General features: G+C 45.9%; 12 protein-coding genes. 9 read left to right on the top strand and 3 right to left on the bottom strand.

What is annotated here, in order from left to right; translation table 11 throughout:
* Positions 1-99 precede the first annotated feature (99 nt).
* The 7 genes from E2K74_RS00360 (at position 100) to E2K74_RS00330 (ending at position 9,640) form a co-directional block, all read left to right on the top strand.
* Complete coding sequence (locus E2K74_RS00360) at positions 100-702, top strand: phosphatase PAP2 family protein (protein ID WP_151205816.1); 603 nt, start codon at positions 100-102, stop codon at positions 700-702.
* A gap of 37 nt (positions 703-739) precedes the next feature.
* Positions 740-1,996 carry an efflux RND transporter periplasmic adaptor subunit gene (locus tag E2K74_RS00355; protein ID WP_151205815.1) on the top strand — a complete coding sequence of 419 codons (1,257 nt, stop codon included), beginning with the start codon at positions 740-742 and terminating at the stop codon, positions 1,994-1,996.
* 13 nt (positions 1,997-2,009) lie between these two features.
* Entirely contained in the window at positions 2,010-5,186 is a 3,177-nt protein-coding gene (locus tag E2K74_RS00350) for an efflux RND transporter permease subunit (protein WP_151204280.1), read from the top strand.
* Entirely contained in the window at positions 5,186-6,652 is a 1,467-nt protein-coding gene (gene adeK, locus E2K74_RS00345; protein WP_151205814.1) for a multidrug efflux RND transporter AdeIJK outer membrane channel subunit AdeK, read from the top strand. The genes E2K74_RS00350 and adeK overlap by 1 nt, the downstream gene beginning before the upstream one ends.
* Before the next feature lie 110 nt (positions 6,653-6,762).
* Positions 6,763-7,119 (top strand): YbjQ family protein, encoded by a 357-nt coding sequence (locus tag E2K74_RS00340; protein WP_151204278.1) that lies wholly within the window; start codon positions 6,763-6,765, stop codon positions 7,117-7,119.
* A 3-nt stretch (positions 7,120-7,122) separates the two neighbouring features.
* Entirely contained in the window at positions 7,123-7,569 is a 447-nt protein-coding gene (locus tag E2K74_RS00335; protein WP_151205813.1) for a YbjQ family protein, read from the top strand.
* Between the two features lie 793 nt (positions 7,570-8,362).
* On the top strand, positions 8,363-9,640 hold the full coding sequence (locus E2K74_RS00330) for an MFS transporter (RefSeq protein WP_151205812.1): 1,278 nt from the start codon (positions 8,363-8,365) through the stop codon (positions 9,638-9,640).
* 67 nt (positions 9,641-9,707) lie between these two features.
* On the opposite strand, the gene E2K74_RS00325 is transcribed toward E2K74_RS00330, so the two are convergent.
* Both E2K74_RS00325 and E2K74_RS00320 read right to left on the bottom strand, forming a co-directional pair.
* The gene (locus E2K74_RS00325) at positions 9,708-10,205 is read right to left on the bottom strand and encodes a DUF2505 family protein (RefSeq protein ID WP_151205811.1); all 498 of its coding nucleotides are present in this window, start codon (positions 10,203-10,205) and stop codon (positions 9,708-9,710) included.
* A 140-nt stretch (positions 10,206-10,345) separates the two neighbouring features.
* Positions 10,346-10,618, bottom strand: coding sequence for a hypothetical protein (locus E2K74_RS00320; protein ID WP_151205810.1), 273 nt, complete (start codon positions 10,616-10,618; stop codon positions 10,346-10,348).
* Positions 10,619-10,789: 171 nt separating this feature from the next.
* Between E2K74_RS00320 and E2K74_RS00315 the strand changes: the two genes are divergently transcribed.
* Positions 10,790-11,674: an alpha/beta fold hydrolase gene (locus E2K74_RS00315; RefSeq protein WP_151205809.1), complete on the top strand. Its 885-nt coding sequence runs from the start codon at positions 10,790-10,792 to the stop codon at positions 11,672-11,674.
* 37 nt (positions 11,675-11,711) lie between these two features.
* Here E2K74_RS00315 and E2K74_RS00310 read toward each other — a convergent pair whose 3' ends face one another.
* Entirely contained in the window at positions 11,712-12,194 is a 483-nt protein-coding gene (locus E2K74_RS00310) for a hypothetical protein (protein WP_151205965.1), read from the bottom strand.
* A gap of 383 nt (positions 12,195-12,577) precedes the next feature.
* Here E2K74_RS00310 and E2K74_RS00305 point away from each other — a divergent pair, with 383 nt between their 5' ends.
* Positions 12,578-13,021, top strand: coding sequence for a GNAT family N-acetyltransferase (locus E2K74_RS00305; protein ID WP_151205964.1), 444 nt, complete (start codon positions 12,578-12,580; stop codon positions 13,019-13,021).
* Position 13,022 lies beyond the last annotated feature (1 nt).

The following is a 13,022-nucleotide window of genomic DNA, read 5'->3' as shown; positions in this document are numbered from 1 at the left end:
ATAAAATACGCACACTTGAAAAAAAGTGTACTGACAAGTACACTTTGGTTCAGACAATCAACCGGTCTTTTATCGGTGAGAGGGACAAGGATTTCCGGCATGCCTTACTTGTTACTTTTTGTCGGCATTTTGCTTTTAATTTTCAGTGTCTTACTCTTAAATATTGCAGCTTTGAGCCGGCTTGACCTGCTCAGTATGCAATGGCTGAGTGAGTATCGCACCCAGATTTTAAATCAGATTGCACAGTCCTTATCAGTGATAGGTGGCATGCCATTTGTATTATTTTTATCCACACTATGGTGTATTTCCTTACTGTGGTATAAAAAATATGCAAGCGTAATTTTTATATGTATCGGAGTTATCGGAGGAATACTTCTAGCCTGGCTACTGAAATTCGTGATTGCCCGACCACGCCCCCCAGCATCCTTTCATCTGGTGGAAAGCTTTGGAAGCTCTTTTCCAAGTGCCCATAGTCTATATGCGGCCTGTCTGAGCTGTCTGGCAATTTACATATATCGGCAACATTCCCGACATACCATTATCATAATGATTGCCGTAGGGTGGCTGCTGATTATGGGTATTTCAAGAGTTTACCTAGGTGTACATTTTCCTTCAGATGTCATATCCGGCTGGAGTATAAGTTTTATTTGGATTTCGTTGTGGTATATGGTGTGGATCAGATATTGCACGATTCTAAAATAAAAAAATATTTAGATAAAAATCTAATTGAGGTGGAATAATGATGTCTGCAAAGCTTTGGGCTCCCGCCCTGACTGCTTGCGCATTAGCAACAAGTCTTGCACTTGTTGGTTGTAGCAAAGATCCGAGTGAAGGCCAGCAAGCTGGTGCTCAACAACAAATGCCACCGGCTGAAGTCGGCGTGCTGGTTGCACAGCCCCAAAGCGTCGAGCAATCTGTAGAGCTCTCAGGTCGTACAACAGCATTTGAGATTTCAGAAGTGCGTCCACAAACCAGTGGCGTGATCCTTAAACGCTTATTCACTGAAGGTAGCTACGTTCGTGAAGGTCAGGCCCTGTATGAAATCGACTCCAGTACCAACCGTACTGCGGTAGATAATGCACGTGCTGCGATTGCCCGCGCTGAAGCAAATCTAGGCGTACTGCGCGTTAAAGAGAGCCGCTATCGTCAGCTGGTCGGCACTAATGCTATTTCCAAACAGGAATATGATGATATTGCAGCCCAGGTCAAACTCGCTGAAGCAGATTTGAACGCCAACCGTGCGACCTTGCGTAATGCTGAAATCAATTTAGGCTATTCAACTGTACGCGCACCAATTTCGGGCCAGACCAACCGCTCATCCGTGACGGCGGGCGCCTTGGTCACTGCAAGTCAGGCCGAACCACTGGTCACGATCCAGCGTCTGGATCCCATCTATGTAGACATCAACCAGTCCAGTGCAGAACTGCTGCGTTTACGCCAGCAGCTGAGTCAAGGTAGCCTCAACAGCTCGAATAATACGAAAGTCAAGTTAAAACTTGAAGATGGCAGTATCTATCCGGTTGAAGGCCGTCTGGCATTCTCGGATGCCAGCGTGAATCCTGACACAGGCACCGTTACGCTACGTGCAGTATTTCCGAACAAGAATCACTTGCTCCTTCCTGGTATGTTTGCTACAGCGCAAATTGTACAAGGTGAAGTACCGAATGCTTTCTTGATTCCACAAGCCGCATTGACCCGTACCCCAACTGGCCAAGCCATGGCGATGCTGGTTGGTGCCGATAACAAGGTGGTTGCTCGTCCGGTAGAAACAGCAGGGATTCAAGGCCAAAACTGGATTGTAACCAGTGGTTTGAACACTGGCGATAAAGTCATTGTAGATGGTATTGCCAAAGTTAAGCCTGAACAACAGGTTGTGGTAAAACCGTATCAGCCAAAAGCTGCTGCTCCACAAGGCACTCAGGCCCCTACAGCTGATGCGAAAAAGGCAGAAGATGGAAAAGAACCAGCTGAACAAAAACCTGCTGCAAATGCATAAGGAGTACTAGTTCATGGCTCAATTCTTTATTCATCGCCCCATTTTTGCCTGGGTGATTTCCTTGGTCATTATGTTAGCCGGTATTCTTACCCTAACCAATATGCCTATTGCCCAGTATCCAACCATTGCTCCCCCCACCGTAACAATTGCTGCAACTTATCCAGGTGCCTCTGCAGAAACTGTTGAAAATACAGTGACCCAGATCATTGAACAGCAAATGAATGGTCTGGATGGCCTGCGCTATATTTCTTCAAACAGTGCGGGTAATGGCCAGTCCTCAATTACATTGAACTTTGAACAAGGTATCGATGCAGACATCGCACAGGTTCAGGTACAAAACAAATTACAATCAGCCACTGCGCTTTTACCTGAAGACGTACAGCGTCAAGGGGTCAAAGTAACCAAGTCTGGCGCAAGCTTCCTGCAAGTTATTGCCTTCTATTCACCAGACAGCAGCATGTCAGCCGATGATATTAAAGACTATGTCAACTCGAACATCGCTGAACCTTTAAGCCGCGTTGCAGGTGTGGGTGAAGTACAGGTATTTGGTGGTTCATATGCCATGCGTATCTGGATGGATCCATCGAAAATGGCAAGCTTGCAAGTTACGCCAAGTGATATTGCAGCAGCACTTAGAACACAAAACTCCCAGGTCGCAGTGGGTCAGCTCGGTGGTGCTCCTTCTATTGAAGGTCAAGTGCTGAACGCCACAGTAAATGCACAAAGTCTGTTACAGACACCGGAAGAGTTTAAAAACATCTTTCTGAAAAATGCGCCTAACGGTGCACAAGTCCGCCTGGGTGATGTGGCTCGGGTAGAATTAGGTGCAGACAACTATCAGTTCTTGTCTAAATTTAATGGTAAACCAGCAGGTGGTGTGGCCATTAAGCTGGCAACCGGTGCAAATGCGCTGGATACCGCCACTGCTGTTGAAGACCTGTTGACTGACCTGCGTAAAAACTACCCGGCAGGCATGGAAGACAAGCTTGCGTTTGATACTACGCCATTTATTGAGCTTTCAATTAAGAGTGTGGTGAAAACCTTAATTGAAGCGATCATTCTCGTCTTCCTGGTAATGTTCCTGTTCTTACAGAACTGGCGTGCAACGATTATTCCAACCATGGCTGTGCCTGTCGTGGTCTTGGGTACATTTGCAGTTATTAATGTCTTTGGTTTCTCAATTAACACCTTGACCATGTTTGCCATGGTTCTGGCCATTGGTCTATTGGTGGATGACGCGATTGTCGTGGTGGAAAACGTGGAACGGGTCATGGTCGAAGAGCACCTCGATCCAGTCACAGCGACAGAAAAATCCATGCAGCAGATTTCTGGTGCCTTAGTCGGTATTACTTCGGTATTGACTGCGGTATTCGTACCGATGGCCTTTATGAGTGGTACGACGGGGGTGATTTATCGCCAGTTCTCGCTCACGCTGGTGACCGCGATGATTTTATCGCTGGTGGTGGCCTTAACCTTTACCCCTGCACTTTGTGCAACCATGTTAAAACAACACGATCCGAACAAGCCGGAAAGCAATAATATTTTCGCGCGTTTCTTCCGTTGGTTTAACAAAAGTTTTGACAGCCTCTCGGTGAAATACCAGCGCGGTGTTGACCGCATGACACATGCGAAACTTTTCTCAGGCGTATTTTACGGTGCCGTGATTGCTGTTTTAGCTTATCTGTTCGTTCAACTCCCTTCTTCATTCTTGCCAGATGAAGACCAAGGGGTGGTGATGACTTTGGTGCAATTACCACCAAATGCGACCCTTGAGCGTACTGAAAACACCATTAATACGATGACCCAGTATTTCCTTGAGCAAGAAAAAGACAATGTTGATTCTGTATTCAGTGTAGCTGGGTTCTCATTTACCGGGGTGGGCCAAAACGCTGGTCTCGCCTTCATTCAGTTAAAAGACTGGAAAGACCGTACCACAGCCGAATCACAGGTGGGTGCAATCATCAAACGTGGTATGGCTTTAAACATGATTGTAAAAGATGCCTCTTACATCATGCCTTTACAGCTTCCTGCGATGCCTGAATTAGGCGTAAGTGCGGGCTTCGACTTACAGTTAAAAGCGGCTGCTGGTCAAAGTCACGATCAACTGCTGGCGGCGCGTAATACCATTTTAGGTATGGCTGCACAAGATCCACGCTTAATGGGCGTACGTCCAAATGGCCAAGAGGATAACCCTCAATACACCATTACTGTGGATCAGGCGCAAGCCGGTGCCATGGGTGTCAGCATTGCTGAGATCAATAGCACCATGGGTATGGCCTGGGGCGGCTCATATATTAATGACTTCATTGACCGCGGTCGTGTCAAGAAAGTCTATGTTCAGGGTGAGGCCAACTCACGCATGATGCCGGAAGACCTGAACAAATGGTATGTGCGCAATAACAAAGGTGAAATGGTGCCATTCTCGGCATTCGCGACAGGTGAATGGACGTATGGTTCTCCGCGTCTAGAGCGCTATAATGGCGTATCTGCGATGAATATTCAGGGTACACCTGCACCGGGTGTCAGCTCGGGTGATGCCATGCTGGCCATGGAAGAAATTATTGCCAAGCTTCCTGAAAAGGGCTTACAAGGTTTCGACTATGAATGGTCTGGTTTATCTTTAGAAGAACGTGATGCAGGTTCACAAACCCCATTCCTGCTGGCTCTGTCTTTACTGATTGTATTCCTTTGTCTGGCAGCGTTATATGAAAGCTGGTCGATTCCATTCTCGGTACTTCTGGTAGTCCCGCTGGGTATCGTTGGTGCGGTTGGAATGACCTTCTTGGGAATGATTATTTTCAAAGATCCGAACCTTTCAAATAACATTTACTTCCAGGTTGCACTGATTGCTGTCATTGGTCTGTCTGCAAAAAATGCGATCTTGATTGTAGAGTTTGCCAAAGAATTGCAGGAACAAGGTGAAGAGCTGTTTGAAGCCACGCTGCATGCTGCAAAAATGCGTTTACGTCCAATTATTATGACTACACTGGCCTTCGGTTTTGGTGTACTGCCATTAGCACTTTCTACAGGTGCCGGTGCCGGTAGCCAGCACTCGGTCGGTTATGGTGTCCTGGGCGGTGTGATCAGCTCAACCCTTTTAGGGATCTTCTTTATTCCTGTATTCTACGTGTGGATTCGAAGCATCTTTAAATACAAACCAAAACAACAAAATCAGGAGTACAAGTCGTAATGCAAAATCTATGGTCTATTACAGGTCGTAGCATTGCGGTATCTGCCCTTGCGCTTGCTTTGACCGCGTGTCAAAGCATGCGTGGCCCAGAGCCGGTTGCACAGGCAAATATCCCAAGTAGCTATACCAATGCGTCTGGTACTTCTGTGGCAGAACAGGGTTATAAGGATTTTTTTGCAGATCAGCGCCTGTTACAGGTACTTGATCTGGCACTGGCCAATAACCGTGATCTGCGTACGGCAACCTTGAACATCCAGCGCGCCCAGCAGCAATACCAGATTACTGAAAATAACCAATTACCGACCATTGGTGCCAGTGGCAGTGTGCTGCGCCAGGACACCCTGAATAACAGTGCACAAGGTCGCGGTCCGAGTACCACTTATAATGTCGGTCTGGGTGTGACTGCGTATGAACTGGATTTCTGGGGCCGTGTGCGTAGCCTGCGTGACAATGCACTGGATACTTTCCTTGCCACCCAAAGTGCACGTGATGCCACACAAATTGCCCTGATTGGTCAGGTGGCACAGGCCTGGCTCAGCTATTCCTTTGCCAATGCCAATCTGGCACTGGCTGAACAGACTCTAAAAGCCCAGCTAGAATCATTTAACCTGAACAAGAAACGTTTTGATGTTGGCATCGACAGCGAACTACCAGTGCGTCAGGCACAGATTTCGGTTGAAACAGCACGTAATGATGTGGCCAATTACCGCACTCAGGTGGCACAGGCTACAAACCTGTTAAACCTGCTGGTCGGTCAGCCTGTACCGGCGAACCTGTTACCGGCTAAACACATCACACGTATCACTTCCAACACGGCTATCGGTGCAGGCCTGCCAAGTGATCTGCTAATTAACCGTCCAGATGTGCGCTCGGCAGAATACCGTCTGTCTGCGGCAGGTGCCAATATTGGCGCAGCACGTGCACGTTTGTTCCCTACCATCAGTCTGACCGGCTCAGCAGGTTATGCATCGGCTGATCTGGGTGATCTGTTCAAGTCGGGCAGTTTTGTCTGGGCAATAGGTCCAAGCTTGGATATTCCAATCTTTGACTGGGGCACTCGTCAGGCAAACATCAAGATTTCTGAAACGGATCAGCAGATTGCACTGGCTGATTACGAAAAGTCGATCCAGACTGCCTTCCGTGAAGTGAACGATGCACTTGCTGTACGTCAGAATATTGGTGACCGAATTGCGGCTCAGCGCCGTCTGGTTGAAGCCACCAATACCACTTACCGCTTGTCTGAAGCCCGTTTCCGTGCCGGAATTGACAACTATCTGACTGTACTGGATGCACAGCGTGCCTCTTATGCAGCAGAGCAAGGCCTATTGCTGCTTGAACAAGCCAACCTGAACAATCAGGTAGAGCTGTACAAGAGTTTAGGTGGCGGCCTTAAAGCCAATACCGCTGATGCTACATTACAGCAGCCATCAACTGCTGAACGTAAAGCGGCAAACAGTGATCAGTAAATTTTAAAGTTATAATAAAAAAGCCTGCGCAATGCAGGCTTTTTTATTGCTTTTTAATCCTCAATTTCCTATCTTCACAGCCATCCTATTTTCATTTGAATATCACAAAAATGCTGCTCAGTAATTTAGAAACCGTTCCGGGCCATACCATTAACCGTCAAATTGATGTGGTATATGGCAGTACAGTACGAAGTAAACATGTAGGACGTGACCTGCTGGCGGGTCTGAAAAATATTGTCGGTGGTGAACTCACAGCCTATACTGAACTGCTGGAAGAGTCCCGTCAGGAAGCCATGAATCGTATGATTGAAAAGGCCCGCGCACTGGGTGCGAATGCAATTGTAGGCATCCGCTTCTCGACTTCAAATATTGCCCAGGGTGCATCGGAACTGTTTGTATATGGTACTGCTGTGGTCGTCGAATCCCATACGACCAAACTTCCTGACCCCTTCCCTCCGGCCGCTTAAATCATGGACGGTTTAATTCTTCAGATCACCATTTTCGTGATTCTGTTCAGTGTGGGGTTTGGCTTTGGCCGCTACAATGAGCGTAAACATCTGCAATATCTGGCAGAACAGGAACAGCGCCTGGCTTATATTGCGGTCAATAACAGCCGCTTTATCCCTTCAAATTTTTCAGGCCAAATGATCAGCAGCAATGTGGTGATTTCACATGACTATTTTAAATATGCTATTGCCAATATTCAGAATTTCTTGGGAGGACGTTTGACCAGTTATGAAAGCGTGGTTGAACGGGCTCGACGTGAGGCAATCGTGCGTTTAAAACTTGAGGCTGAGAAAATGGGTGCACAGCAGATTATGGGGATTCGGCTAAGTACCACCGAACTCGGCATGCAGGGCGGCATGGTCGAAGTCTTTGCTTATGGCACCGCGATTCAGGCACCGGCTACCCCCTAATGTCTGTCTATCCACAAGCTCCTATGCAGATGATAATTGTATGCTGCACGATCTGAGCTGGAAAATCGCGAAATACCCGCATGACTTCACTGCCTGCTAAAGTAAAATAACGCAGCCTGCTCTGTTGGTCTCATACCATTTGCCCTCTGGTGTCCAGCACACTTAAGTAATCTGCTTCCAAGACCTGGGCTGCCATTTCCATTTTCCGGATGGATTGAGTTCACCGGTTGCATATACAGCGCAGCTGGATAATGTGAATTTGTAGGGGGACGATAAGGGGCTGTTGACATTTCGTCTATGTTTGCCACGTGAGAGATATCTCGCAAGAGTTTTTAGCGGATATAAGCCATCAGGCAGCCCAATGAGCCATTCTAAATAAAGGACTCATCACGAGATTGAGATAACAGCAAAAATATACTCGTCCTCTTGCGCTTTAAACAAAGCAATACTTTGTGCTTGCTCATGCAGCCAAAGCTTTCTCAAGCTTCGTTATAAAACTTGTCAAAAGTCTCTATTTCCTTCATTTCATGCCTTATTTGCTCAGCTTTTCTTTTCATTGAAACATTTCAATCTTTTTTCTGTTTCTTAAGGCTATTTTTAGCTAGAGACCGCTGACGGATTCAAGAGAAAGTACCCAAATTTCAGTCTAGACATTTATATATTCCAAATAATTGAATAAAAATGAAATCTGATAACTTTTAGTTAAAATCAAACAAAGAAAGTTTGATTATTCAATTAAAAAAGCATTCTTTAAAATCAATCATCTAGGATTATTTATTAGCGGAACTCAAGTATGGTTGCTCATTCCAAACTCACCCGTGCTGACAAACGCACCCTTGGACTCTCCTCTTTGGGCGGCGCACTCGAGTTTTATGACTTTGTCATTTATGTATTTTACGCCAAACTGATTTCTGAACTGTTTTTCCCCAGTACTTTAAGTCCATTCTGGGCCATGCTGAACACTTATGGCATCTTTGCTGCAGGTTATTTTTTCCGCCCGCTAGGGGGCGTGGTCATGGCGCATTTTGGCGACCTAATCGGGCGTAAACGCCTGTTCAGCTTGTCTATTCTGCTGATGGCTCTACCTACCCTGATGATCGGGATCATGCCGACCTTCGAAAGTATCGGTTATGCCGCCCCTTTGCTGTTATTACTGATGCGAGTCATGCAAGGCATCGCGATTGGTGGAGAAATTCCGGCAGCCTGGACCTTTGTTTCGGAACATGTTCCGGAACGCCGGATTGGTATTGCCAATGGCGTTCTGACGGCGGGTCTGTCCTTAGGTATTTTACTCGGTGCCCTCATGTCACTGTTCATTTCCCTGCAATTTAGCGAAACTGAAATCAAGCAATGGGCATGGCGCATTCCGTTTATTTTAGGCGGTATTTTTGGCTTTGTGGCGCTGTACTTACGCAGTTATCTTAAAGAGACGCCTGTCTTTCAGGCCATGCAGGCTAAACAGGAACTGGCCAAAGAGCTGCCTGTGAAACAGGTACTTGCCCAGCATAAAACCGGTGTAGTTCTGGGCATGCTGTTTACTTGGTTCCTGACCGGCTGCGTGGTGGTACTGATTTTAGCCATGCCGAACTTGTTGGTGGCTGGTTTTGGTTTTGAACGGGCCGATGCCTTTAAAATGCAAAGTGCGGCAATTGTCATGCAAATGCTAGGCTGTATTCTGGCAGGCATGCTGGTAGACCGTTTCGGCGCAGGTAAAATCATGTTGCTTGGCGCTTTATTTGTCGCGCTGATGGCAGGTATTTTCTATCATAGTCTGGGGCATGTAGAGGCTTCGACGGTGTTTATGCTGTATATGCTGCTCGGCCTGAGTTCAGGCACCGTGGGCATCGTCTCCTACAGTATGGTCAAAATGTTCCCGGCCCAGATCCGGTTTAGTGGCATTTCATTTTCCTATAACCTTGCCTATGCAATTGCCGGAGGAATCACCTTGCCGCTGGTTCAATGGCTGAGTCTATATAGCAATATTGGCGCCATGTACTATATCTGGGCGATCTGTCTGGTAACCCTCTTAAGTGCTGTAATTTATCAAAGAAAATTTGAAAAAATAGGATAAAGGCTATAAAAAGAGCCTGCTTATCAGGCTCTTTTTATCAAATATTGAAAGACCGAAACATCAAAAATCAAGCTGACAGATTCTTACGCAGCTCATCTTCAACAATATTGATTTCAATCTCGCTAAATTTACGGATTTCTCCTTCAGCATGCTTTTCCAGTATATTGCCCAACAAAGGCACTTTAACTTTAACGCTCCAATCCAGCTGAAACTGGATCTGTGCCTCATCACCTGTCACCACACGCTGACATTTCGCTTCAATCGGCAAATTTGCACCTAATTCTACAATTGAAGTCATTTCTTCCAGATTACTTACATCGGTGCGCTGCAAGCGAAAGGCATCTTTTAACAGTTTTTTCGCCATATCTGGAATTTTAACATCCAGATTATAGGCACGTTTTAAAGTATAGATCTGGCCCTGCTTTTCAGAGACTAGAATTTCCATATTCTGTGCAGGGATGCGGTGACAGACCGCTTCATGCATCCGAATATCTGCGGCCAGACGTTTAAAGTCATCAATTGAAATACCCTGAATGATTGCTGTTACAGTGAACTGGTGTGCCATACAAATTTTCCTTATTTTTATTGCTTGAAGGATGGGCTTGTCTTGAATCAGGTAAGGGAAAACCCTCAATAGAGCAGCTATTTAATTCAATTCCAAGGCAGATGTCATTACTCGATTGCGGGTAAAAAATGACAATCTGGTCAATGTTTCCGGATGAGCTTTGCTGATACCTCTGCACCGCAGCTGAGCTGAAGACAGGCATCCCGGTAATAAATGACCACATCAAATTCCTCGGCACCATCATCCAGACCACTCACATACCAGTGTGTACCTCGAGGAAATTCATGTAACCAAGCGGATTGATAGAACTCAGACACCGAATCAAACTGTAAATATTTTTCGGGATTCGCTTCAATCCGGACTGCAAGCTGAAGGAAGTGATTCAACTGCTTATAATAAAAGTCAATCAACATCCGGCATCCTTGAGTTTAAACAGCGCCTTACAAGACACTTGGGCTTATGTAACGGTTTCGATGCAACAGCTCTTGCAAACGACTGTAGAGTTTTGACATCTCTGGGCGGATCTGCTTAAAACTACTATAAATGATTCTTATCGTGATCGCTGAAAATAAAAGGAACTTAGTATGACACAAGGAAAAAATCAGACCCGAACCGTGCAATTTCTGGCGGAGGACGGCTACACCTTAAGTGGCAAGCTTTACCAGACAGAAATGCCCGCTCTGGCCAATATCGTGGTGGCCTGCGCCACCGGTGTTCCGCAAGCGTTCTATCGGCGCTTTGCTGAATATGCGACCGCGGCCGGTTTTCAGGTATTGACTTTTGACTATCGTGGCATTGCAGCTTCAGCACCCAAAACGCTCAAAAACTTTAAAATGTCCTATCTGGACTGGGGCCGTTATGATCTGACCGCTGCGATTGAGTATTTAAGCAAAACCGGTCTGGACATTTATATGATTGGGCATTCCTATGGGGGGCAGGCTCTGGGGCTGAGTAAATATCATGACCGGGTAGAAGCGCTCTACTGTTTTGGTACGGGTGCAGGCTGGCATGGCTATATGCCTTTTAAGGAAAAAATCAAAGTTCAGGTGATCTGGAATATTATTTTTCCACCGATGGTGGCTGTTAGTGGCTATCTGCCATGGAGTCTTCTAAAAATGGGCGCAGACCTGCCCTATGATGTGTATCGTGAGTGGCGCAAATGGTGTAAAAATCCGACTTATTTTTTTGCTGACCCTAACTTAAAAGCATTGCATGACCAGTATGCCAAGGTTCAAACCCGGATTTATGCCATTGCCGCTCTGGACGATGCCTGGGCCTTACCCGCTTCAAGGCATGCCTTTATACAGCACTACGCTCAAGCTAAAAAATCCTATATTGATATTCGCGCAGCAGATTATGGCCTTCGGGAGATTGGCCATATGGGATATTTCCGTCAGGGCGCAGAAAAAATCTGGGATGAAGCATTGAACACCTTTAAACACTTACATCAGCAGAAATATGCAGCCTGAAGATTGTTTTGATCTGGGGCCTGATTGCTGATAGATATCAGATACAATGCGAATGTGACAAGTTTTTAGCAATCTCCAGCTTATGTTCTTGCCCGAAGCGGTCAACATGCGTATAAAAAATGCCATAGCAGCCCACATAATACTCCAGAGACTGGCCATAGAAATTCCAGTAAATTGACCATTCTCCCAAGTCCAGACGACGAATATGTGTAGTGGTCCGTCCCGGCATTTTATAGAACAGCCTTTGTTGCAACTGTTCAGCCTGAGCCGGATCCTGAAGATCTGTTTTCTGCTGAAACAGTAAACTGGCGACATCATCGAACAATTCCTGTTCATGGGCTTCTACCACATGAACCATTTCCTGCCTGACGTAATTGGAGAGAGGAACGGCAGCCAACGCTGTGGCTGTGTTTGATGCTTTGCTCTTGCGATAATGACGGATTTTATAAGTCTTCAGGCCCACCTGACAGGCTGCATAAAAGATCAGTAGCAGACAAAACAACAGCAAAAATTTAAGCATCATGGATTATCTCACCGGGCTGGTTCTAGGGATAGATGTCGTTTATTCATTTGAGAGTGACTTGAAGCTAAAGGCGGCTTCTCGGCTTAGCCTTCTTAAAGCGATCACAAGCCTATTTTTATAGAGTCTTTTCTTCTAATTTTTCACTTCATATTAATAGCAGTCTTTAGACCGTCTGCCTTACTATGCTTAATCTAATTTAAACTGTTCAGACTTTAGGCAAAAGATAAATAAATGAGACAAATTATCAACAAAAAACGGCTTTTGCACGGCATTGTTTAGCAAATTTATCCCAAAATGACACAATCACGCTCTTGGTTTTCCAATTGGCTTTGCCGTCAAATGGAACCTCCCTATAAATGGTCGAGTAAATGAATAAAATTATGATTCGTGAAGGGAAGGTTCAGGATATACCGCAAATCATTCAGGTCATTCATGACAGTATTCAATCTTGTGTGCTGGATCATCAACGCGAAGACAGTGTGATCCAGACCTGGCTGGAAAAATTTAACCAGGCCTACCTGATCGTTGAAATGCTGTATAACGATTGCTGGGTCTATATTTTACATGACCGGGTTGTGGGCTTTTTAATGGTAAGTGACCGCGGTGAAATTCTGATGCACTATGTCAGTGCTGACTGCCAGCGCATGGGTTTTGGTACTCAGTTGATCCAGCAGATGTCTGTCTCTTTAGCCAGAAAAAAGATTCATCAGCTTGAAATACAGTCGACCCAGACCGCTTTAGCCTATTATCAAAAACATGGCTTTCTGACACGTATCAGCCCAGATGCTGAAGACCCTTATCGTTTATATAAATATACCTTCTGAT

The sequence above is a fragment of the Acinetobacter sp. RF15B genome (assembly GCF_007558235.1).
GTDB lineage: Bacteria > Pseudomonadota > Gammaproteobacteria > Pseudomonadales > Moraxellaceae > Acinetobacter > Acinetobacter lwoffii_C.
This window is presented reverse-complemented; position numbering and strand designations above follow the sequence as displayed.

Bases quoted from the DNA above. Each gene is read 5' to 3' on its own strand.
- E2K74_RS00360 (WP_151205816.1), top strand. From the start codon at position 100: ATGCCTTACTTGTTACTTTTTGTCGGCATTTTGCTTTTAATTTTCAGT.
- E2K74_RS00355 (WP_151205815.1), top strand. From the start codon at position 740: ATGATGTCTGCAAAGCTTTGGGCTCCCGCCCTGACTGCTTGCGCATTA.
- E2K74_RS00350 (WP_151204280.1), top strand. From the start codon at position 2,010: ATGGCTCAATTCTTTATTCATCGCCCCATTTTTGCCTGGGTGATTTCC.
- adeK (WP_151205814.1), top strand. From the start codon at position 5,186: ATGCAAAATCTATGGTCTATTACAGGTCGTAGCATTGCGGTATCTGCC.
- E2K74_RS00340 (WP_151204278.1), top strand. From the start codon at position 6,763: ATGCTGCTCAGTAATTTAGAAACCGTTCCGGGCCATACCATTAACCGT.
- E2K74_RS00335 (WP_151205813.1), top strand. From the start codon at position 7,123: ATGGACGGTTTAATTCTTCAGATCACCATTTTCGTGATTCTGTTCAGT.
- E2K74_RS00330 (WP_151205812.1), top strand. From the start codon at position 8,363: ATGGTTGCTCATTCCAAACTCACCCGTGCTGACAAACGCACCCTTGGA.
- E2K74_RS00325 (WP_151205811.1), bottom strand. From the start codon at position 10,205: ATGGCACACCAGTTCACTGTAACAGCAATCATTCAGGGTATTTCAATT.
- E2K74_RS00320 (WP_151205810.1), bottom strand. From the start codon at position 10,618: ATGTTGATTGACTTTTATTATAAGCAGTTGAATCACTTCCTTCAGCTT.
- E2K74_RS00315 (WP_151205809.1), top strand. From the start codon at position 10,790: ATGACACAAGGAAAAAATCAGACCCGAACCGTGCAATTTCTGGCGGAG.
- E2K74_RS00310 (WP_151205965.1), bottom strand. From the start codon at position 12,194: ATGCTTAAATTTTTGCTGTTGTTTTGTCTGCTACTGATCTTTTATGCA.
- E2K74_RS00305 (WP_151205964.1), top strand. From the start codon at position 12,578: ATGATTCGTGAAGGGAAGGTTCAGGATATACCGCAAATCATTCAGGTC.